We start from the raw sequence: 20721 nt of genomic DNA, 5'->3' as shown, positions 1-20721 counted from the left end.
ATGCCCCCGGCGACGTACAAGAAGCTCTCGCCCGAGCAGGTCGCCCGCTACGAGCGCGACGGTTTTATCTGCCCGGTCGACGCCTTCTCCGCCGCTCAGGCGCGTTCCTGGCATGACAGGCTCGAGGCCTTCGAGCGGGCCGAAGGCCAGAAGATGACGCGCGGCCACAATTTCAAGCCGCACCTGCTGTTTCCTTGGGTCGACGAGATCGTCCATGCCCCCGAGGTGCTCGACGCCGTCGAGGACCTGATCGGGCCGAACATCCGGCTCTTCCATCTCACCGTATGGCCCAAGGATCCCGGCTCGGGCGCCTATGTGAGCTGGCATCAGGATGCGACCTACTTCGCGCTCGATCCGGTCTGCCACGTCACCGCCTGGGTGGCGCTGACCGACGCACCGATCGAGGCGGGCTGCATGGAGGTCGTGCCGGGCTCGCACAAGCTCGGCCAGCTGCGCCACGCCGAGATGCAGGATACCGAGAACCTGCTGTCGCGCGGCCAGACGCTGGCGGTCGACGTCGACCGATCGCGGACCGAATTCATGCCGGTGAGGGCCGGCCAGTTCTCGCTGCACCACACCCATCTCGTGCACAATTCGCGGCCCAACCGGTCGCCGCACCGCCGCGTCGGGCTCGGCATCAGCTACATCCCGACCCATGCCCGCTGCACGGCGCGCCGGCGCGTCACGGCGATGCTGGTTCGCGGCGAGGACAGATACGGCCACTTCGACGACGAGCGCCGCCCGCTCGCCGAGGCGGGTCCCGAGGAGCGCGCCTTCCATGCCCGCGCGGTCGCGACCTTCCGGGAGATGAATGCCAGCCTGAACGAGAGCGCCTGATGCACACGATCCGCCTGCCGTACCACGATCGCTACGCCTATTCGCCGATCACCGAGCGCAAGGACTATTCCTGGCCGGGCGGCAAGCGGCTCGCGGTCTATCTCGGGTTGAACATCGAGCATTTCGCCTTCGGTGCCGGCGACGGCCACCTGCTCACCGTGGCGGGCACGCCGCCCGACCCGCGGACCTTCGCCTGGCGCGACTACGGCAACCGGGTCGGCGTCTGGCGCTGCCTCGAGCTGTTCGACGAGCTCGACCTGCCGGCGGCGCATCTCGTCAACACGACGGTGTTCGACTACGCGCCGCAGATCGTGGCGGCGATCAAGGCGCGCGGCGACGAGTTCATCGGCCACGGCCGCACCAATGCCGAGCGTCACGGCCAGATGTGGGAAGCCGACGAGAAGCGGTTCCTCGAGGAGGTGCGCGACGCCATCGAGAAGGCGTCGGGCCGGCGGCCGCGCGGCTGGATGGCGCCGTGGATGAGCTCGAGCCATCGCACGCCCGACCTCCTGAAGGAGGTGGGCTTCGACTTTCTGATGGACTGGCCGGCCGACGACCAGCCGCTGTGGCTGAGGACGCGGTCGGGCCCGATGATGAGCGTGCCCTATCCCATCGAGATCAACGATTCGCCGCAGATCCTCGTGCGTCACCACACGCCCGAGCAGTTCCGCGACTTCATCGTCGGCCAGTTCGAGGAGCTGCTGCGCCAGTCGGCGCGGCAGCCGCTGGTCTGCGGCATCGCGCTCCACACGATGATCGTCGGCCAGCCCTACCGGCTGCGCTGCCTGCGCGAGGCGCTGCAGCACATCGTCAACCACCCGCAGAAGGACAAGGTGTGGTTCACGCGGCCGGGCGACATCTACGACCACTGCGCCGCGCTGCCCCAGGGCACGATGGTGCCGCCGCCGGCCTAGGCTGGCAGGGGACTTGCAGGGCAACGACCATGGCCTCCCGACCTTTTCATCTCGCCTGGTTCCTGTCGCAGGGCTATGGCCCCAAGAGCTGGCGCGGCGACTGGTCGGGCAGCGACACCGCGCGCTGGATGATGCCCGACTTGTTCGTCGACCTGGCGCGCGGCATGGAGCGGGCGTGCTTCGACTACATCATCATCGAGGATTCCTCGAACGTGCCCTACACCTACAGGGGCAGCCACGACACCTACCTCAAGTACGGCGCCAGCACGCCCAAGCTCGATCCCGCGGTGCTGGTGCCCTACCTCGCGCAGGCGACGACGCATCTCGGCCTGGTGCCGACGCTTTCGGTTTCGGAGTATCCGCCCTACCTGCTGGCGCGGCTGGTCAATTCGCTCGACCACGTGACCGAGGGACGCATCGGCTGGAACTGCGTGACCGGCAGCAACGACGGCGCCGCCCAGAACTACGGTCGCGACAGGCACTACCCGCACGACGAGCGCTACGACATCGCCGACGAGTTCGCCGATGTGGTCACGCGGCTGTGGGAGGCCTGGGAACCCGACGCCGTCGTGATGGACCGCGATGCGCCGCTGTTCGCCGACGGCTCGAAGGTCCATCCCATCCACCACGAGGGCAAGTACTTCCGGTGCCGCGGGCCGCTCAACGCGCCGCGTTCGCCGCAGGGCCGGGTGCCGATCTGCCAGGCCGGCGGCTCGCCGCGCGGACAGCGCTTCGCCGCGCAATGGGCCGATACGATCATCACCGAGGGCGGCGGCAGCGTCGCCAGCATGAAGGCCTATCGCGAGGAGGTGCGCCGGCAGGCCCGCGCGCTCGGGCGCGACCCGGACCGGATCAAGCTGCTCTTCCTCGCCTACCCGATCGTCGACACGACCATGGAGGCGGCGCACGAGCGGCGGCGTCTCGAACGTCTGGCGGCGGAGAAGAACATCGACATGCAGCTTTCCAGCATGTCGCGGCTGACCGGCATCGACTTCGCGCGGTTCGACCTCGACGAGCCGCTGCCCGACACGCTGACCACCAACGGCCACCAGTCGGCGCTGGCCAAGTGGATCGGCAAGACGCCGCGCTCGATCGTGCAGACCTATGCCAGCAAGGCCGGCATCGACTTCACCGGCACGGCCGACCATGTCGCCGGCATGATGCAGGAGATCATGCAGGAAGTGGGCGGCGACGGCTTCCTGATCTTCAACACCTACTTCGACCGCCGCTACGTCCTCGAGGTGTGCGACGGGCTGGTGCCCGAACTGCAGCGCCGCGGTGTCGTGCGCACACGCTATGCGCACAGCCACCTGCGCGACAACCTGCTCGAGTTCTGAGCCGGCGCGAACCCATTCGAGGCGCGTGCCAAGCATCTCGGTGTGCTCGCCCGATCGCCTTGCCAGATCGACGATGGCGCTGGCGCCCGAACAATTCTACAGAACGACGACCATGAACGACGCGACGCTGATCCACTGGCTCGCCGAGGGCGGCCTGCGCAACCTGCCGCTCGAGCGGATCGTCGACGGCTATGCGCGGCGGCTGAACGCGGCGGGCGTGCCGGTGGCGCGCGCCTTCGTCGGCACCAGCACCTTGCATCCCATGATCCGGGCCCGCAGCATGATCTGGGAAAGGTCGACCGGGCCGGCGACCCGCTTCGAGTTCCACCATTTCGAGATCGATGCGCCGCAACTCAGGCAGAGCCCCTTCATGCCCATGCTGAGCGACCGCGTCTTCGCGCGGCGCGTCGATCTGGCCGATCCGTCGGCCGTCGCCGGCGTGCCGGTGTTCGAGGAACTGCACGCCGCCGGCATGACGGAGTGGCTGGGACGGGTCTTCCCCTTCGGCGAGCTGACGCCGCGCATCGGCGATGCCGAGCATGTCCAGCATGTCGGTGAGCTGTGGTTCGTCTGCTCCTTCGCGACCGACCGGCCAGGCGGCTTCACCGCGGACCAGATTGCCGCCCTCGACGCCTCGCTTCCGGTGTTCGCCGTCGCCGCCAAGGCGTCGACCATGCTGTCGACCAGCCACGGGCTGCTCGCCGCCTATCTCGGCGACGATCCGGCGGCGCGCGTGCTCGCCGGATCGGTGCGCCGCGGCGAGGTGCAGAGTGTCGAGGCGGTGCTGTTCTTCGCCGACCTCCAGGGCTTCACCGCGCTGGCCGACGCCTTGCCGGGAGCGGCGCTGATCGACCTGCTCGACAGCCATCTCGGCAGCATGGTGCAGCCCGTGGTCGCTCATGGCGGCGAGGTGCTGAAGTTCATGGGCGACGGATTGCTGGCCACCTTCGCCGTCGTCGGCGCCGATCGCGAGGGCGTGTGCGCCGACGCCTTGCGGGCGGCCGGCGACGTCCTCGAGCGGGTCGAGCGGCAGAACGCGGCGCGCGCCGCCGCCGGCAAACCCACCGCCATCGTCGACATATCGCTGCATATCGGTCGGGTGCTCTATGGCAACGTCGGTGGCGAGGCGCGGCTCGATTTCACGGTGATCGGGCCGGCCGTCAACGAGGCGGCGCGCATCGAGGCGTTGTGCGGACCGCTCGACCGTCGGCTGCTGGTGTCGCAGGCTTTCGCCGCCGCCTGCGGCGCGGACCGCAAGCGGCTGGTGTCGCTCGGCCATCATCGCCTGCGCGGCGTGCGCGAGCCGGCCGAGCTGTTCACGCTCGCCTGAGCGGCGGGGTCAGATCACGAGCTGCACCATCGCCAGGGCCAGCCCCAGCGTCGCGATGTTCCAGCTGAAGGTGCGCAGCCACGGCACCCCCCAGGCATAGAGCGGCAGGAAGGCGATGCGGCCGGTGACGTAGAGAAGCGCGCCGGCGGCGCTGAAGTCGCCGGTGCGCCCGAGGACATGTCCCATCAGCACGGCGGCCACGAACACCGGGAAGGTCTCGAGGAAGTTGCGCTGCGCCCGGTCGAGGCGGCCGGCGACTCCCGTCGGCCGAAGATCCCCGTCGCGCGGGCCGACCGTGTAGCGATTGCCGACCTGCGCCTTGAAGGTGAAGGACGCCGCCGTCAGATGGACCAGCGCCAGCACCATGGCGACGAACAGGCATGTCATCTCGACGTTCATGTCGGTTGCTCCCGTTGGACTCCGGTCGGAGCGGTCAGGTGTAGTTGCCGCGCGCGGCGTCCTTGCCGTTGCCCTTGCCGGCTCGCGCCGTTTTCGCGGAAATCTTCTTCGGCTTGGTCCGGAGGAGCTTGCGCATCTCGGCACCCTTGGTGTCCCACCAGTCGGCGAGGATGCGCACGTCCCAGCCGATGCAGAAATGCTTCACGCCCATCGCCAGGTACTTGTCGGCCTGGCTCGGGTCGCGCAGCTCGACCCGCGGGTTCTTGCCCTTCTTCAGCGCCGTCCGGATGGTGTGCATCTCCGCCTCGACGACCTCGGGGTCGGTGTATTGCGCGGGCTTGCCGATGCTCATCGAGAAGTCCGACGCGCCGAACTGCACCATGTCGATGCCCGGCACCCGCAGGATCTCGTCGAGCGAGTCGACGCAGGATTTCTTCTCGACCATGATGGCGATCACCACGTCGTTCAGCGCGTCGACGTAGGCCGGCTGCCCGCCCTGCCGCACGACGCCGACGTCGCGCCGCATGCCGACACCCAGCAGGCCGCGGCCGCGCGCACCGCGCGCCATCGTCGTCTCGGCGCGCACGGCGTCGACCGCCGCCCTGGCGTCGTCGACGCTGCGGATGTCGGCGAACAGCACGCTCTGGAAGCCCGAGCCGATCGCGCGCATCGCCTGGTGCGTGTACTGCGTCTGCTCGATCTTGATCATGCCGCCCAGGCCGGCGACTTCGAAGGCGCGGCCGAGATTGTCGAGGTCGTGCAGGTCGAACGGCGCGTACTCGGCGGTGAACTCGACATAGTCGTATTGCCTGGAATGGCCGATCAGTTCGACCAGGGTCGGCCAGCAGGAGAGGATGTGGGTGCCCAGCGTCGGCTTGCCCTCGTTGAGCTTTTCTCGAAGCAGATTGCGGCGCATGCGGTTCCCTCCCCGGGGTCGATCGGGCTAGTGTCGCACCTCGCCCGAAGGGAGTCCCATGTTTCCGCCAAAAGACAAGCTGACGATCTGCTTTGCACACGCGGCATACCGGATGAAGGACCGGTTCGAGGCGCGCGGGACCGGCATCGGCAACTTCGAGGTCAGGGCCTACAACGACCTGCAGAAGCGCCTGCCGGAGGCCGACGTGCTGCTGGTCTCGGGCATGTGGAAGAACGACCTGATCGCGCACGCGCCGAAGCTGCGTTTCATCCAGTCGATCAGCTCGGGCATGGACCAGTATTCGAAGGAACAGCTCGGCGCCCGGGGCGTGCGGCTGGCGAGCGCCGCCGGCGTCAATGCGCGCGCCGTCGCCGAGCATGCGATGTCGCTGATGCTCGCCCTCGCGCGCCGCCTGCCCGAGGCGCGCGACAACCAGCACAAGAAGGCGTGGCGCGGCATGATCGGCGACCTCACGCAGCGCGAGGACGAACTCGGCGGCAAGACCGTCCTGATCGTCGGCATGGGTCGCATCGGCGCGCACCTCGCCCGCCTTGCCAAGGCCTTCGACATGAAAGTGGTCGGTATCCGCCGCGATCCGGCGCAAGGCGCCAACGGCGCCGATTCGATCCATGCCATGGGCGAACTGGTGAAGCTCGTGCCTCGCGCCGATGTCGTGGTGCTGGCCTGCGCGCTGACGCCCGAGACGACCGGGCTGATGAGCGCCGCCGCCTTCGCCGCGATGAAGCCGTCGGCCTTCTTCGTGAACGTCGCGCGCGGCAAGGTGGCCGACGAGGCGGCGCTCGCGGCCACGATGCAGGTGGCCAGGATCGCCGGCGCCGGCATCGACGTGACGGCCGAGGAGCCGCTGGCGCCGTCGTCGCCGCTCTGGACGATGCCCAACGTCTTTGTCACGCCGCATACCGCGGGCGAGACGCGCCGCTACGAGGACAACGTGCTCGACATTCTCATGGAGAATCTCGACCACCTATGGCGCGACGAGAAGGCCAAGCTGCGCAACCAAGTGCTCTAGAAACCCGAAGAGGAGAACCAATATGAGCGTTGCCGATGCCAACCGGACGATCATGACCGGCGAAAATCCCTTCATTCGACTGAGTGAGAAGGACGGCGATCCCAACTCGACCGATGCCAGCTACTGGCGGATCATCTGGTGTCCGGCCGGCCCCGGCCACGTGCTCTACGTCAAGAGCGAGGTGACCCAGGGCAAGTGGCGCATCTATTCCGACAACATCGCCATGGCGCGCTGGCTGCAGAAGACGGTGCAGGGCATGCTCAACCCGGAGCTGAAGGATCTTTCCATCCCCGTGACCGACGCCGCCTTCGACAAGTCGGGCGATGCGCGCGACTACTGGACGGAGCACGTCTCGGCGACCGACGCGGAGATCGCGCTCACCTGGTACGACATCGGCGAGCCGCTGCTGATCCACACCCAGCCCAACCAGCCGCCCAATCCCAGGCCCTATGGCGTCTGCACCTTGCTGATCCCGGCACTGTCGGCGCGGCTCACCGTGAACGGCACGCAGGCCAAGGGCCAGCCCTGGAAGCGCGAGCGCGAGGGCCGTCCCTTCAGCACCTGTGCCCTCGCCTTTTCGGAAAGCTGGACGGAGCCGCGCTAGTCAGAACGCCTTGGCGAGCTCGCTGTAGCTCTGCCGGCGGGCGTTCTCGTCGTGGGCCCAGGTGACGACGGCCATCTCGTCGACGCCGATTTGTGTCTTGAGCTCCTCGATGCGCGCCATCACCTCGGGCCCGGTGCCGACGAAGGCGCGTTCGCGGATTCTTTTGATGCGCTCCTGATCTTCGGATGCCAGCGCCTTGGCGGCGTCCTCGGGCGAGAGCAACGGCCCGAGCAGGCCCTGGTCGCGGCGGATGCGCGACAGTACGCGCGAAGTGTGATGATGCTGAGCCTCCTCCATGGTCGGTGCGGCCAACGCCCAGACGCAGAGGCCCGAATGCGGCTCGGGATGCCGCGCGCTCGGCTTGTAGGTGCGCTTGTAGAGCGCGATGGCGCGTTCGCCCACCTCGGCATTTCCGAAGAACCAGGCATAGCAGTAGGGCAGGCCGAGCAGGGCGGCGACCTGGGCGCCGTAGTCGGAGCTGCCGAGGATCCAGATCTCGGGCGCGGTCGGGCCCTGCGGGTAGACCTTGACGGACGCGAAGGGATGGCCGTTGCGCAACGGCTCGTCGTGCAGCCATGCCCTGAGGTCGACCACGTCGGAGGGAAAGTACTCCGGCCGCTCGTTGGCCTGCGGGTTGAGCGCGAATGCGGTGCGGCCGTCGGAGCCCGGCGCGCGCCCCAGCCCGAGATCGATGCGGCCGGGCGCCAGCGCGTCGAGCACGCGGAACTGCTCGGCCACCTTGAAGGGCGAGTAGTGCGGCAGCATGATGCCGGCGCTGCCCACGCGGATGCGCCCGGTCGTCGAGGCGATCGCGGCGATGACGATCTCGGGCGCCGTGCCGACGATGGTGGGATGGTTGTGGTGCTCGGACAGCCAGAAGCGCTCGTAGCCCAGCGCCTCGCAATGCTGCGCCAGGGCGACGGTGTTGCGGATCGATTCTTCGTGCGGCCGCCCGGCGACGGCGACGGATTGATCGAGAACGGAGAGACGCATTTCGGGAGGAACTTAGGAGAGGAGGGCGCCCATGTCCCGTGTCCAGTCCCGCGTGGCGGGCATTGACCACATATCGATCAGGGTGAGCGACTACGAGAAATCGAAGGCCTTCTACCACAAGCTTTTCACCTTCCTGGGCTTCGAGATCTCGGACGACTACGGCAGCACCATCGGCTGGACCAACGGCCGCACGCGCTACTGGATCGCCGAGGCCGAGGGGCGGAAGAAATACCGGCTTGGCGACGTCGGCCTTCACCACTACGCCTTCCAGCTCCGCAGTCGGAGGGACGTCGACGCGCTGCAGGCCTTCCTCGAGAAGGAGAAGGTGCGGATCGTCGACCCGGCCGACGAATACTACGAAGACTACTACGCTGTGTTCTTCCTCGATCCCGACGGCATCAAGCTCGAAGGCATGAAGTACGGCGAACGGACAGCGCGAAAGAAGCGCAAGTCCATGAAAAAGACCAGGAATTAGACAGCATGACAGGTTATTAAGAATTACTTGCAAAGATGGCAAACATCGTCATATTAGAAACGTTCTAATAAATTCCATGGAGCGTTTCATGCTGACGATTGGCGACAGGTTCCCCTCTTTCGATCTCAAGGCCGCGGTGAGCAACGATCCCAAGACCGCCTTCAAGCAGGTTTCGGACAAGTCGGACGCCGGCAAGTGGAAGGTCGTGTTCTTCTGGCCGAAGGACTTCACCTTCGTCTGCCCGACCGAGATCGCCGCCTTCGGCAAGCTCAACAAGGCGTTCAACGAGCGCGACGCGGTCGTCTACGGCGTCTCCACCGACAGCGAATTCGTCCATCTCGCCTGGCGCCAGAACCATGCCGACCTGAAGGCGCTGCCGTTCGCCATGCTGGCCGACATCAAGCGCGAGCTCAGCCAGTCGCTCGGCATCCTCGACAAGGCCGAGGGCGTGTGCCTGCGCGCCACTTTCATCGTCGATCCCGAGGGCGTCATCCGCTTCGTGTCGGTGAACGACCTCTCGGTCGGCCGCAATCCGCAGGAAGTGCTGCGCGTGCTCGATGCGCTGCAGACCGACGAACTCTGCCCCTGCAACTGGCAGAAGGGCGAAGAAGTCCTGAAGGCGGCCTGAGGAGGCGATCGCCATGTCCCTCGACATCCTGAAGGACCGGCTGCCGGACCATGCGCGCGACATCAAGCTCAACCTGTCGAGCCTGGCATCCGAGCAGATCCTGACGCCGCAGCAGCGGGCCGGCTGCTTCATCGCCGCCGCATTCGCCGCCAATCACGCGCCGACCACGCGGGCGGTGGTCGACGCCTTCTCCCCCGAGCTCGCGCCCGAGGCACTGAACGCGGTCAAGATCGCGGCCACCTTGATGGCGATGAACAACGTCTACTACCGGTTCGTGCATCTCGTGCACGCAGCCGACTACAAGACCCTGCCGGCCAGACTGCGCATGACGGCGATGGCCCGGCCCGGCGTCGACAAGGCCGACTTCGAGCTGTGGTCGCTCGTCGTCTCGGCGGTGAACGGCTGCGGCATGTGCCTGGAGAGTCACGAGAAGGTCGTGCGCGAACACGGTCTTTCCGCGGAGCAGGTCCAGGCGGCGGTGCGGATCGCCGCGACCGTGCACGCCGCGGCGCGCACATTGGCGGCGGAGGAGGCGATGGCGTCCGCCCCCTTGGCGCGGGCGGCTTGACCCGCGGGCAAGGATCTCACTTCAGGCTGCGAATGCAATTCTCGAGGGGGCCGTTCATGGCACTGGTCCCCTCGAGGCCGAGGCGCCACTCGGGCAAGAGGCCGCCAAACCTGATCAGCATCAGGCTGCTGTCGCGGAACTCACGACGGAAGCGGTCGAGCTCGCTGCGGTTGATGGCGAATTCGATCCCGGGATCGCCGTCATCGAAGCGAAAAGCCGTGGCGGTGGCGCGCCACGTCGGTTGGGTGTCGTATTGCAGCGTCAACCCGACCTTCTGGTCCTTCGCGAGCTGCCAGGTCTTCTCGCTCATCTGGATGTCGAAGGAGTTCTGGCCGGCGAATTGCTTGAGCCCGAAATATCGGTTCCCGATTTCCGCAGAAATCCCGCACACTCCCGTGCCGTCGCGCGCCGTGCCGCCGAATGCCTGCCAGCTTCCGGCCGTTGCGATCACCTTCGTCTCGGCGTGACCGATCGACGCGTGAAGACAGACCGCGAGCAAGCTCGCCGCCACTGCATGAAGCCTTCCCATTGTCCCCTCCCCGAGCAGCCCCGCCAGGATGCTGGCCGATTCGCCGGCCCGGCGCCAGACTTCAGACGGCTTGTCGGCAGTCGGCATGCGGGCTACTTGAGGCGCTTCCCGAGATGTAGACGGGGATCCCAATCCAATGACCGCCATCCAGACCAAGCCTGCCGCCCCAGGCGGCACCTACCAGCCCAAGGGCATGCTGATCGACGGCAAATGGGTCGAGGCTAAATCGGGCCAGCGCTTCGCCGTCGAGAATCCCGCCAGGCGCGCGCCGATCGCCGAGGTGCCGCGCGCGGGCGAGACCGACGTCGACGCGGCCGTGAAGGCCGCGGCCAGGGCGCAGGTCGAGTGGCGCAAGGTCGTGCCGCGCGAGCGCGGCAAGGCGCTGCTCAAGGTCGCCGAGGCGATCCAGGCGCGCGCCGAGGAGCTCGCCCGCACCATCGCGCTTGAGACCGGCAACGCGCTGCGCACCCAGGCGCGCGGCGAGGCCAACATGACGGCCGACATCTTCCGCTATTTCGGCGGGCTCGCCTCGGAGCTGAAGGGCGAGACCGTGCCGCTCGGCGAGGGCGTGCTGTCCTACACCCGCCGCGAGCCGATCGGCGTCGTCGGCGCCATCATCCCGTGGAACGCGCCGGTCATGCTGGGCGCACTCAAGATCGCGCCCGCCCTGTGCGCCGGCAACACCATCGTCATCAAGGCCGCCGAGGACGCGCCGCTCGGCGTGCTGCTGATGGCCGAGATCGCCCAGGAGTTCCTGCCGCCCGGCGTGTTGAACGTGCTGACCGGTTTCGGCCAGGAATGCGGCGGCCCGCTCGCAAAGCATCCCGGCATCGGCAAGCTCTCCTTCACCGGCTCGACCGAGGTCGGCAAGGTCATCATGCGCGCGGCGGCCGAGCGCATCGTGCCGGTGTCGCTCGAGCTCGGCGGCAAGAGTCCGTCGATCGTCTATCCCGACGCCGATGAGGAGTGGGCGGTCGACGGCATCGTCGCCGCCATGCGCTTCACGCGGCAGAGCCAGAGCTGCACGGCGGGCTCGCGCCTCTTCCTGCACGAGGACATCTTCGATTCCTTCCTCGGCAAGCTCGAGAAGAAGACGACCGCGCTCAAGATCGGCAATCCGCTCGACGAGGCGACCGACATCGGCACCATCATCAACGACAAGCAGTTCACCAAGGTCTGCAAGTACGTGCAGGACGGACTCGCCCGCGCCGACGCGCGCCTGGTGTTCGGCGGCCTGCCGCCCAGGGCGGGCCCGCTGAGCGAGGGCTACTACGCCCTGCCGACCGTGTTCGCCGACCGCTCCAACGACTGGCGCCTCGCCCGCGAGGAGATCTTCGGGCCGGTGCTGGTGGCGATCCGCTGGAGCGACGAAGCCGAGGCGATCCGCATGGCCAACGACAGCCACTACGGTCTCGCCGCCTATGTCTGGACGCACGACATCGGCCGCGGCCTGCGCGCCGCGCATGCGATCGAATCGGGCTGGGTGCAGGTCAACCAGGGCGGCGGCCAGACGCCCGGCATGTCCTACGGCGGCTTCAAGCAGAGCGGCATCGGCCGCGAATTCTCGCTCGAGGGCATGCTCGACAGCTTCACCCAGCGCAAGAGCGTGACGGTGAATCTGGCGGTGTAGGGGCTCTCGCCAGGACTCCGTCTTTGATTCATTATGCAGCCATGAGGGGCAAAGCCTTCTCCGACGACATTCGAGGCCATGCGGCCTACTCCCTTGCCGAAGCAGCCCGCTACGTGAAGGTAGCGAGCGCTACCTTGCGTTCATGGGTCGTCGGCCGGCCCTACCCGAGGGCCGATGGTGTTGGCCACTTCCGTCCCCTGATTCATCCTCCCAAGCGGCAGCCTCCGCAGCTTTCATTCTGGAACCTGATCGAGGCTCATGTCTTGCGCTCATTGCGCACTGAACATGGCGTGTCGCTTGGCGACGTACGCAAAGCGATTGCGTTTGCAGAAAAGCAGTTGGGAATCGAGAGCTTGCTACGCAGCAAGGATCTACGAACCCAGGGCGGCGAACTGCTACTCGAGCGCTACGGTCAGTTGATCGATCTGTCGGCCTCGGGGCAACTGGCCATGCGGCGGCTGTTTCGCGAGCACATCGAGCGTGTGGACTGGGATGAATGGCAATTCCCGGTTCGTCTATATCCCTTTGTTTCGGGAGATCTGCCATCAAGTGAGCGGCCGATAGCCATCGATCCTAAGATCGCTTTTGGCCGACCGGTCGTTGCCCGCCTCGGCGTCACGACAGAGACGATCGCCAGTCGTCTCGATGCCGGTGAAGACCTCGAGGACATCGCCTCGGACTATGGCTTGAGTCCCGCTGAAGTCGAGCAGGCGATCGTTTACGAGCGGGCCGCTTGAACCTTGTCTATTTCACGGATCGCGATCTCGGCAATCGCTTCCCGGACACGCTGACGGCAGCTGGCCTGAGAGTAGAGCGTCATCACGACCATTTCTCTCCAGACTGTCCTGACGACGAATGGCTGGCCGCGATAGGCTCGAAGGGTTGGGTTGCCATCACCCGCGATCAACGCATTCGCTACAAACCCAACGAGCTGGCGGCTGTCATTCGCCATCGCGTCCGCCTGCTGGTGGTGATCGGCAAGGCGTCGTTTGCGGAACTGGCGCGCAATTTCGTCGTGACAGAGCCGAAGATTGCAGCCCTCCTTGCGACTCAGTCACCGCCGATGATAGCCAAGATCTATCGACCAACGCCGAGCGAGCTCGCGGCAAACGCCGCGGCATCAGGACATGTGACGCGGTGGTACCCATAAGGGCAGCGCAGGGAGGAACTCAATGACCGTCGCCCAGCTCGACAGCCTGATCACGCTGCTGACGTCCCGTCCGGCGCCCGACAAGCCCGACGTCGCCCAGTCGCGGGCGCGCTACGAGAAGCTCGCCGCGGTGCTGGGCGGCGCGCCCGACGCCAGGTGCGAGAAAGTCGATGCCGATGGCGTGCCGGCGGAGTGGGTGGCGGCTCCCGGCATCGATGCGCAGCGCGCGGTGCTCTATCTCCACGGCGGCGGCTATGCCATCGGCTCGCTCGATACGCACCGCCGGCTCGCCTACGACATCTCCGCCGCCTCGGGCGCGCGCGTGCTGGTGATCGACTATCGGCTGGCGCCGGAGCATCCGTTTCCGGCGGCGGTCGAGGACGCCGCCAAGGCGTGGCGCTGGCTGCTGGCGCAGGGTCTTGCGCCGAACCGGCTCGCCATCGCGGGCGATTCGGCGGGCGGCGGGCTGACCGTCGCCACCCTGGTCGACCTGCGCGACCGCAAGTTGCCGTTGCCCGCCTGTGCGGTGGCGATCTCGCCGTGGGTCGATCTGGAGGGCACGGGCAACAGCATCGTGGCGCGCGCTGCGCAGGATCCGATGGTGCAGAAGGATGGCCTGCTGTGGATGGCCGGCATGTATCTCGAGGGCCAGGACCCGAAGACCCCGTTGGCGGCGCCGCTGCATGCCGACCTCGCGGGGCTGCCGCCGGTGCTGGTCCAGGTCGGCACGGCGGAGACGCTGCTCGACGACGCCACGCGGCTTGCCGAGAAGCTGCACAAGGCCGGTGTCGAGGTGAAGCTCGCGGTCTGGCCGAACATGCTGCATGTCTTTCCGTTCTTCGCGCCCGTCCTGTCGGAGGGTCGCGACGGCTGCGTCGAGATCGGCACCTATATCCGCGGCAAGACCGCGTAGGCCGGCGAGAGAGTCAGATTCGCGTCCGGTGCCGGAATCGGGGGGTCGAATCGCCCTCCGATGCAGACGCCATCGGCATCGGACCGAATCCATCGACCCGATTAGGTGCTCGCCGGTGCGTCGAGGTAAAATACGCGCATGAGCACCCTGACCACACCCGGCCGCGAGGGCCTTGCGGGATTTCCCGTATCGACGTTCTGCTTCGCCAATCGTCCGCCGACCCGTCCTCCCGACCCGTGACCGGAGGTTTCCGCAGTTCCCGCAGTTTGCGCAACGCATTCCGGCAGAGAGCAGGCACACCACCCTGAGGGCGTCTCGGGCGGGTGCCCGCGACGTCGATTGTCCGGCGACACCCCGCCGGAGGTTTCCGAGGTTTCCGAGGTTTCCGAGATCGATTTCCGCGATTTGCGCGATTTCCGCGACGGGGTGCGCCCCAAAAGTGAGACAGGGAAACTCCGGCAACTCCGGCCGGCGTTTTTGCTCGTGTGCATGCGGTCTTTCCGATCGGCCGGCCCAAAGTGCCGGGCCGCGCGGCGACTCATCAGATGGGGAATCGGCCGCCGTTATTTTCCGTTCTTATAACGAGAACCGACCATATGCAGGTTCACCGAGTGCCGGGCACCGCTCTCTCTCCCCGCACCAGCCGGCCGGGCAGTGCGCCGGTGAAGACGCCGTCGCGATAGGTGACCTGGCCGCCGACGATCGTGGCGCGATAGCCTTCGGCCTTCTGCTCGAGCCGGCGGCCGCCACCCGGCAGGTTGTGCACCGGATGGGGCGCGGCGACGGCGAGCCGGTCGAGATCGATCACGTTGATGTCGGCCTTGCAGCCGGGCGCCAGCCTGCCGCGGTCGGCGAGGCCGACCAAGCGGGCCGGCACATCGGTAAGCTGCCGCACGGTCCACGGCAACGGCCAGCGCTCGCCCTTGCGGTCGCGCGTCCAGTAGGTCAGCGCATGCGTGGTGTAGCTCGCGTCGCAGATCAGCCCGTAATGCGCGCCGCCGTCGCCGAGCGCGATCACGGTGTGCTCGTGGCGCAGCATGTCGGCCATGCCGGCATCCGAGCAGCCGGTGTAGTTGGCGCCGGGATGGAACAGGATGGTGCGGCCGTCGCCGCCGGTCAGCAGGTCGTAGGCCAGTTCGAGCGGCGTGACGCCGAGGCGCGCGGCGCGCGCATCGAGCCGCCGGTCGGCCGGCGGCGTGTAGTCCGGCGGGTCGCCCAGCACGAACATGTTGGCCGCGTTGCGCATGAAGGCCAGCATGTTGGGGTTGTGGTAGACCGGCTCCTCGGCGAGCAGCCGCGCGCGCAGCGCGGGATCGCGCAGGCGGGCGAGCTTCGCCTCGAGCGGCAGGCCGTCGACCTCGCGATAGCTCGGGCAGGTCGAGAAGGGATGGAACGACAGTTCCAGCCCGTACAGCACGGCGACCGGCCGCGCCGCGACCTGGCCGCGGATGGCGAGGCCGTCGCGGTTGGCGCGCTCGATCTCGCGCAGCAGCGTCCGCCAGCGTCCGGGATAGATCGAGATGTCGAGCAGGGTGAAGGAGAGCGGCCGCCCCGAGAGCCCGACCAGCCGGCGCAGCATGGCGAACTCGGTGGAGCCTGCTTCCGTGGTGTCCTCGAAATCGTCGAGCAGCTGGATCACGCCCTTGCCGGCGCGGGCCATGCCGCGCGCGATCGCTGCCAGCTCCTCCTCGGCGGCGGTGATGGTGGGCGTGAGCGCACCCTCGGAGGTGCGGTGGAACAGCGAGCGCGAGGTCGAGAAGCCGAGCGCGCCGGCGTTCAGTCCTTCCTCGACGAGGGTGGCCATCTGGTTCATGTCGGCCGCCGTCGCGCGTTCGCGGTCGACGCCGCGGCGGCCCATGACGAAGACGCGCAGCGGCGCGTGCGGCACCTGGGTGGCGAAGTCGATGTCGCAGCGCCGCCGCTCGAGCGCGTCGAGATACTCGGGGAAGCTCTGCCAGGTCCACGGCACGCCCTCGCGCATGACGATCTCGGGGATGTCCTCGACGCCCTCCATGACCTTGATCAGCGTGTCGCGGTCCTGCGGACGGCACGGCGCGAAGCCGACGCCGCAATTGCCCATCACCACCGTCGTCACGCCGTGGCCGGACGACGGCGTGAAGCGGTCGTCCCAGGTAGCCTGGCCGTCGTAGTGGGTGTGAACGTCGACGAAGCCCGGCGTGACCAGCGAGCCCCTGGCATCGACCTCCTCGCGGCCGGCACCCTGGACCCGGCCGACCGCGGCGATGCGACCGTCGAGCACGGCGATGTCGGCATCGCGCGGCTCGGCGCCCGTCCCGTCGACGACGGTGCCGTTGCGCACGATGAGATCGAAACGTTTGGCCATGACTTGACCATGGTCGGCCGATCGAGCGCACTTGTCATCGCCAAACCGGGAGAACCGCATCATGAAATTCGGTGTCACCGTCGTGCCGCGCGCATCGGACTGGAAGCTGTTCGTCGAGCTCGAGCAGATGGGCTACGACGCCGCCTGGGCCGCCGATTCGCAGATGCTCTATTCCGACGCCTATGCGGTGCTGGCGCTGGCGGCGGCCAACACGTCGCGCATCCGGCTGGGCACCGGCGTGTCGGTCGCGGGCGTGCGCCTGGCGCCGGTGACGGCGCATTCGATCGCCACCATCAACCGGCTGGCGCCGGGGCGCGTCTTCCTCGGCATCGGCACGGGCCACACGGCGATGCGCGTGATGGGCCAGGACCCGATCAAGGCCGGCGCCTTCCGCGAATATCTGCGCGTGCTGCGCGCCTTGCTGCACGGACGGGAGGTCGACTACGAGCTGGCCGGCACGTGCCGCGACATCCGCTTCCTGCATCCCGACATGGGCTTCATCGACGTCGCCCGTCCGGTGCCGATCTATGTGGCGGCCGACGGGCCGCTCGCGCTCAAGGCGGCGGGCGCCTACGGCGACGGCCGCATCTGCTCGCACAACCAGACCCGCGCGCGCCTGCAGAAGAGCCTCGAGGCGATGCGCGACGGTGCGGCCGCGGTCGGCCGCGCGCTGCCCGACGGCTTCCACACGGCCGCGCTCACCTATGCCTGCGTCCTCGAACCGGGCGAGGGCATGACGTCGGACCGCGTGATCGACACGGTCGGGCCGATGGCGGCGGCGACGCTGCACTACTGGTGGGAGCTCTATCAGAAGGACGGCGACACCAGCACCGTCGCCGCGCGCTGCCGGGACCTGTGGGAGGAATACCTCGCCTTCACCGAGCGCATGGAGACGCCGCCCGCCCGGCGCTACCAGCAGGTCCACCATGGCCATTGCGCCTTCCTGCCCGCCGAGGAGCGCCGCTTCATCACCGAGGATCTGATCCGCGCGACGGGCGGGCTGGTCGGCACGCCCGACGAGATCGTCGCCATGCTGCGCGAGCGCGAGGCGATGGGCCTGAACGAGGTCACTCTGCTGCCGGCGATGGACCATGCCCGCCGCACGCTGCGCGACTTCGCCGAGCAGGTGATCGCGCGCTACTAGGCCGGCACCCTGAGGTGATGCTCCGTCGCCTCCTGGAAGGCGTGGCCGATGCGATAGCAGGTCGCCTCGTCGAACGGCCTGGCGACGAGCTGCAGGCCGATCGGAACGCCGTTGCCGTCGAAGCCGCACGGCACGGAGAGCGCCGGCAGCCCCAACGTGTTGAAGGGCCGCGTCAGCCCGGTGAAGCGCGCGACCATGGCGAGCGTCGCCGGTCCGCCTTTGGTCTCGACGTCGGTCTCCTCGATCGTCGGCAGCGGGAAGGGAATCGAGGGCAGCAGCACGGCGTCGACGTCCGCCATCGCCGTGGCGAGGAACTCCGCGACGAAATGCGCGCGCAGCCGCAGCGCGTCGATGTAGTCGGTCGCCGGGATGAACAATCCGGCCTCCATGCGCGTGCGCACCTGGTTGGCATAGGAACCGGGCGTGGCCTTCATCCAGGGGCCGTGCATGGCCGCCGCCTCGCACTTCACGATCACCTCGGCCGCGCGATAGAGCGCGGTGAAATCGGGGATCGTCGCCGGTGCGATCCGCGCGCCGAGCCCGCCCAGCACGTCCGCCGCCGCGCTCACCGTCCCGCCGATCCGTTCGTCGACCGGCACCAGCGCGTGCGGCAGGGTGAAGCCGATCCTCAGTCCCGCGACACCCGCGGCGAGAGCCGCCTCGTAGTCCGGCACGGCCCGCTCGCTGGTCGTCGCGTCGCGCGGGTCGTGGCCGGCGACGACTGCCAGCATGCGGGCGTTGTCGCGCACGGTGCGTGTCAGCGGCCCGACGTGATCGAGGCTCCACGAGCGCGCCGCCGCGCCGAAGCGGCTGACGCGACCGTAGGTCGCCTTCATGCCGACCACGCCGCAGGCCGACGCCGGCAGGCGGATCGAGCCGCCGGTGTCGGAGCCCAGCGAGCCGTGCACCATGCGCGCCGCCACCGCGGCGCCCGAGCCGCTCGAGCTGCCGCCGGTGACCCGCCTGCCGTCCCAGGGATTGCGGCAATGCCCGTAATGGACGTTGTGGCCGGTCGGGCCGGCGGCCCATTCCGCCATGTTGAGGAAGCCGAGGTCGACGGCGCCCGCCTCGTCCAGTCGCTCGATCGCCGTGGCCGTCACCGGCGCGCGCCAGTCGCGGCGGATGGCGCTGCCCGCCGTCGAGAGCGCGCCCTTGCGGTAGTAGAGATCCTTGTGCGCCATCGGCACGCCGTGCAGCGCGCTGCGCCGCCTGCCCGAGGCGATCTCTCCGTCCATGGCGCGGGCGCGACGCAGCGCTCCGTCCCGGTCGATGCGCAGGAAGGCGTTGGTGCGCGGCTGCCACGCCTCGATCCGCGCCAGGCAGGCCTCGGTGGCCTGCACCGACGTGATGCGACGGGCGGCGATCGCGTCGGCCAGTTCGCTCAGCGGCAACAGCGCCGGATCGATCATTTTCCCTCGCGCTCCATGAGGCTCGCGAAGGCGGCCGGCTCGTCGTCGAAGGCGAGGCGGGCGCGGGCAGCCTCGCGCACCGCCTCGGTCAGGGTGCGGACCTCGGCCTCGATCTCCTCCCGCCGCGCCGCGTCGAACTGCTTGGCGTCCATCGGTCAATCCTCATGCGAACGGGCGCAGCTTGCGCGCCGTGAGTCGGACACGTTCCGCTTCGGTGAAGGCCATGATCTTGCGGACCCTCTGGTCGAACTTCATGCCGACCGCCTCGGCGCACGCCGCCAGCGTGCCACTCTCCCCGTCGAAAAGAAAATGCGTGAACTTCAGTATCTTGTCGGAGAAGTCGGCGAGACCGCTCATCACCACGGCGAGGTCGCCGGCGCGCAGCGGGCCGCGGTAGTGGCTCAGCATCTCGACCACGACCGATCCTTCCTGGTGTTCCTGCATCGCCGCGCGATCGAGGCCAAGATGGTTCCACAGCAGCGGCGCGCCGTCGGAATAGCGGCCGAACTGGTGGCGCGGCAGGAAGGCGCCGGCCTCGTCGCACTCCGCCGGCTTGACGACGCTGCGGCCGATCTCGATCAGGCCGATGCCGCGCGCCGCGTCGAGCGTGAGCGCGGGTACGGCGAAGGTGCCGACGCTGCGCGGCCGGGCTTGCGCGGGCAGGGGCAGCAGGGCGGCCTCGGCACGGGCCTGGAAGGCGGCGGGCCACGGCCGGTCGCACTCGATACGGCGGGTGACGGTCGAGGCGACGGTGCCGTCCGAGGCGTTGCGGATCTCGTGATACAGCATCAGGTGATGCTCGCCGAGCTCGACCGGCGCGGAACGCACCTCGATCGGATCGACCACCCGGAACTCGCGCAGGTAGCGGACATGGTCGCTGGCGGTCGTCACGGCGAGGCCGGCGGCGTGGCGGGCGCGAGCGCCGAGGCCGAGCGCAGCCAGCAGATGGGCCGACGCCTCGTGCCCGAATTCGGTGTAGAATTGAACGTTCAGATGGTCGTTCTCGTCGCACTGCCAGGTGTTCACGGCGGTGCTGTAGGTCGGGATCAATTCGGGCTCGGGCACGCGGACCACTCTCTGCAACCTGTGGATGGCCGTTCCAAATGGCCGAAAAAGCCCCAGAAATCGACATTTTTCGACGTTTCGGCTCTTGCGGGAGCGCAATTCGTGGATAACCTTGGGATCGCCAGCGCGACCCTGGGGCGTCAGGAAAGACGCTGGTGCAACGAAAAATTCAAGGGACCCCTCACAATGGCTACCAAACCCTCCGTTCCAACCATCCCGCTGAGCAAGGTCGCGGCCGAACTGGCCGAGAAGACCGGCATGACCAAGAAGGACGCAACCGGCGCCCTCGACGAGTTCATCGGCCTGGTCGTCCGTCACCTGAAGAAGGGCAACAAGGTCCGCATCACGGGCCTCGGCATCCTCCAGGTCCGCAATCGTCCGGCGCGCATGGGCCGCAATCCGGCGACCGGCGAGGCGATCAAGATCAAGGCGTCGAAGAAGGTCGCCTTCCGCGTCGCCAAGGACCTCAAGGAAGCGATCTGACCGACGTCGGAGTCGGAAGAGTC

Annotated in this window: 23 protein-coding genes; 15 read left to right on the top strand and 8 right to left on the bottom strand. The window is 68.0% G+C overall.

Annotation, left to right across the window (positions count from 1 at the left end; genetic code table 11):
- The 4 genes from KIT25_17305 (at position 1) to KIT25_17290 (ending at position 4418) form a co-directional block, all read left to right on the top strand.
- A complete protein-coding gene (locus KIT25_17305) occupies positions 1-837 on the top strand; it encodes a phytanoyl-CoA dioxygenase family protein (GenBank protein UYN93798.1) in 837 nt (278 codons plus the stop codon).
- Positions 837-1751: a polysaccharide deacetylase family protein gene (locus tag KIT25_17300; GenBank protein UYN93797.1), complete on the top strand. Its 915-nt coding sequence runs from the start codon at positions 837-839 to the stop codon at positions 1749-1751. The genes KIT25_17305 and KIT25_17300 overlap by 1 nt, the downstream gene beginning before the upstream one ends.
- Before the next feature lie 29 nt (positions 1752-1780).
- Positions 1781-3088: an NtaA/DmoA family FMN-dependent monooxygenase gene (locus KIT25_17295; GenBank protein UYN93796.1), complete on the top strand. Its 1308-nt coding sequence runs from the start codon at positions 1781-1783 to the stop codon at positions 3086-3088.
- 112 nt (positions 3089-3200) lie between these two features.
- Positions 3201-4418 carry an adenylate/guanylate cyclase domain-containing protein gene (locus KIT25_17290; protein UYN93795.1) on the top strand — a complete coding sequence of 406 codons (1218 nt, stop codon included), beginning with the start codon at positions 3201-3203 and terminating at the stop codon, positions 4416-4418.
- Positions 4419-4427: 9 nt separating this feature from the next.
- Here the strand turns inward: KIT25_17290 and KIT25_17285 are convergent, their stop codons facing one another.
- Both KIT25_17285 and KIT25_17280 read right to left on the bottom strand, forming a co-directional pair.
- On the bottom strand, positions 4428-4817 hold the full coding sequence (locus KIT25_17285; protein ID UYN93794.1) for an MAPEG family protein: 390 nt from the start codon (positions 4815-4817) through the stop codon (positions 4428-4430).
- A gap of 34 nt (positions 4818-4851) precedes the next feature.
- The gene (locus tag KIT25_17280) at positions 4852-5733 is read right to left on the bottom strand and encodes a hypothetical protein (protein UYN93793.1); all 882 of its coding nucleotides are present in this window, start codon (positions 5731-5733) and stop codon (positions 4852-4854) included.
- Positions 5734-5791: 58 nt separating this feature from the next.
- On the opposite strand from KIT25_17280, the gene KIT25_17275 reads away from it, so the two are divergent.
- Together KIT25_17275 and KIT25_17270 are read left to right on the top strand one after the other, a co-directional pair.
- Positions 5792-6763, top strand: coding sequence for a D-2-hydroxyacid dehydrogenase (locus KIT25_17275; protein UYN93792.1), 972 nt, complete (start codon positions 5792-5794; stop codon positions 6761-6763).
- A 22-nt stretch (positions 6764-6785) separates the two neighbouring features.
- Complete coding sequence (locus tag KIT25_17270) at positions 6786-7367, top strand: hypothetical protein (GenBank protein UYN93791.1); 582 nt, start codon at positions 6786-6788, stop codon at positions 7365-7367.
- On the opposite strand, the gene KIT25_17265 is transcribed toward KIT25_17270, so the two are convergent.
- The gene (locus KIT25_17265) at positions 7368-8360 is read right to left on the bottom strand and encodes an LLM class flavin-dependent oxidoreductase (protein UYN93790.1); all 993 of its coding nucleotides are present in this window, start codon (positions 8358-8360) and stop codon (positions 7368-7370) included.
- Positions 8361-8391: 31 nt separating this feature from the next.
- Between KIT25_17265 and KIT25_17260 the strand changes: the two genes are divergently transcribed.
- The 3 genes from KIT25_17260 (at position 8392) to KIT25_17250 (ending at position 10031) form a co-directional block, all read left to right on the top strand.
- Complete coding sequence (locus KIT25_17260; protein ID UYN93789.1) at positions 8392-8835, top strand: VOC family protein; 444 nt, start codon at positions 8392-8394, stop codon at positions 8833-8835.
- Positions 8836-8923: 88 nt separating this feature from the next.
- Positions 8924-9463: a peroxiredoxin gene (locus tag KIT25_17255; protein UYN93788.1), complete on the top strand. Its 540-nt coding sequence runs from the start codon at positions 8924-8926 to the stop codon at positions 9461-9463.
- 13 nt (positions 9464-9476) lie between these two features.
- The gene (locus KIT25_17250; GenBank protein UYN93787.1) at positions 9477-10031 is read left to right on the top strand and encodes a carboxymuconolactone decarboxylase family protein; all 555 of its coding nucleotides are present in this window, start codon (positions 9477-9479) and stop codon (positions 10029-10031) included.
- A gap of 16 nt (positions 10032-10047) precedes the next feature.
- On the opposite strand, the gene KIT25_17245 is transcribed toward KIT25_17250, so the two are convergent.
- On the bottom strand, positions 10048-10716 hold the full coding sequence (locus KIT25_17245) for a hypothetical protein (protein UYN93786.1): 669 nt from the start codon (positions 10714-10716) through the stop codon (positions 10048-10050).
- Between KIT25_17245 and KIT25_17240 the strand changes: the two genes are divergently transcribed.
- From KIT25_17240 to KIT25_17225, 4 genes are read left to right on the top strand one after another with little or no spacing between them, the layout of a single operon-like run.
- Positions 10697-12190: an aldehyde dehydrogenase family protein gene (locus KIT25_17240; protein UYN93785.1), complete on the top strand. Its 1494-nt coding sequence runs from the start codon at positions 10697-10699 to the stop codon at positions 12188-12190. The genes KIT25_17245 and KIT25_17240 overlap by 20 nt on opposite strands.
- A 41-nt stretch (positions 12191-12231) precedes the next feature.
- A complete protein-coding gene (locus KIT25_17235; GenBank protein ID UYN93784.1) occupies positions 12232-12927 on the top strand; it encodes a DUF433 domain-containing protein in 696 nt (231 codons plus the stop codon).
- Complete coding sequence (locus KIT25_17230) at positions 12924-13340, top strand: hypothetical protein (GenBank protein ID UYN93783.1); 417 nt, start codon at positions 12924-12926, stop codon at positions 13338-13340. The genes KIT25_17235 and KIT25_17230 overlap by 4 nt, the downstream gene beginning before the upstream one ends.
- 22 nt (positions 13341-13362) lie before the next feature.
- Positions 13363-14253: an alpha/beta hydrolase gene (locus KIT25_17225; protein ID UYN93782.1), complete on the top strand. Its 891-nt coding sequence runs from the start codon at positions 13363-13365 to the stop codon at positions 14251-14253.
- Between the two features lie 604 nt (positions 14254-14857).
- Here the strand turns inward: KIT25_17225 and KIT25_17220 are convergent.
- The gene (locus tag KIT25_17220) at positions 14858-16597 is read right to left on the bottom strand and encodes an amidohydrolase family protein (GenBank protein UYN93781.1); all 1740 of its coding nucleotides are present in this window, start codon (positions 16595-16597) and stop codon (positions 14858-14860) included.
- Positions 16598-16658: 61 nt separating this feature from the next.
- Between KIT25_17220 and KIT25_17215 the strand changes: the two genes are divergently transcribed.
- Positions 16659-17741, top strand: a complete 1083-nt coding sequence (locus KIT25_17215; GenBank protein UYN93780.1) for an LLM class flavin-dependent oxidoreductase — start codon at positions 16659-16661, stop codon at positions 17739-17741.
- Here KIT25_17215 and KIT25_17210 read toward each other — a convergent pair.
- From KIT25_17210 to KIT25_17200, 3 genes are read right to left on the bottom strand one after another with little or no spacing between them, the layout of a single operon-like run.
- Positions 17738-19150 (bottom strand): amidase, encoded by a 1413-nt coding sequence (locus tag KIT25_17210; GenBank protein UYN93779.1) that lies wholly within the window; start codon positions 19148-19150, stop codon positions 17738-17740. The genes KIT25_17215 and KIT25_17210 overlap by 4 nt on opposite strands.
- The gene (locus tag KIT25_17205) at positions 19147-19302 is read right to left on the bottom strand and encodes a hypothetical protein (GenBank protein UYN93778.1); all 156 of its coding nucleotides are present in this window, start codon (positions 19300-19302) and stop codon (positions 19147-19149) included. The genes KIT25_17210 and KIT25_17205 overlap by 4 nt, the downstream gene beginning before the upstream one ends.
- A gap of 10 nt (positions 19303-19312) precedes the next feature.
- Complete coding sequence (locus tag KIT25_17200; GenBank protein UYN93777.1) at positions 19313-20215, bottom strand: acyl-ACP thioesterase; 903 nt, start codon at positions 20213-20215, stop codon at positions 19313-19315.
- A 186-nt stretch (positions 20216-20401) separates the two neighbouring features.
- Between KIT25_17200 and KIT25_17195 the strand changes: the two genes are divergently transcribed.
- On the top strand, positions 20402-20698 hold the full coding sequence (locus KIT25_17195) for an HU family DNA-binding protein (protein ID UYN93776.1): 297 nt from the start codon (positions 20402-20404) through the stop codon (positions 20696-20698).
- Positions 20699-20721: the final 23 nt, after the last annotated feature.

The sequence above is a fragment of the Enhydrobacter sp. genome, from assembly GCA_025808875.1.
Classification (GTDB): domain Bacteria; phylum Pseudomonadota; class Alphaproteobacteria; order Reyranellales; family Reyranellaceae; genus Reyranella.
The sequence above is the reverse complement of the archived record's forward strand: the minus strand, read 5'-3'. Positions and strand labels throughout refer to the sequence as shown.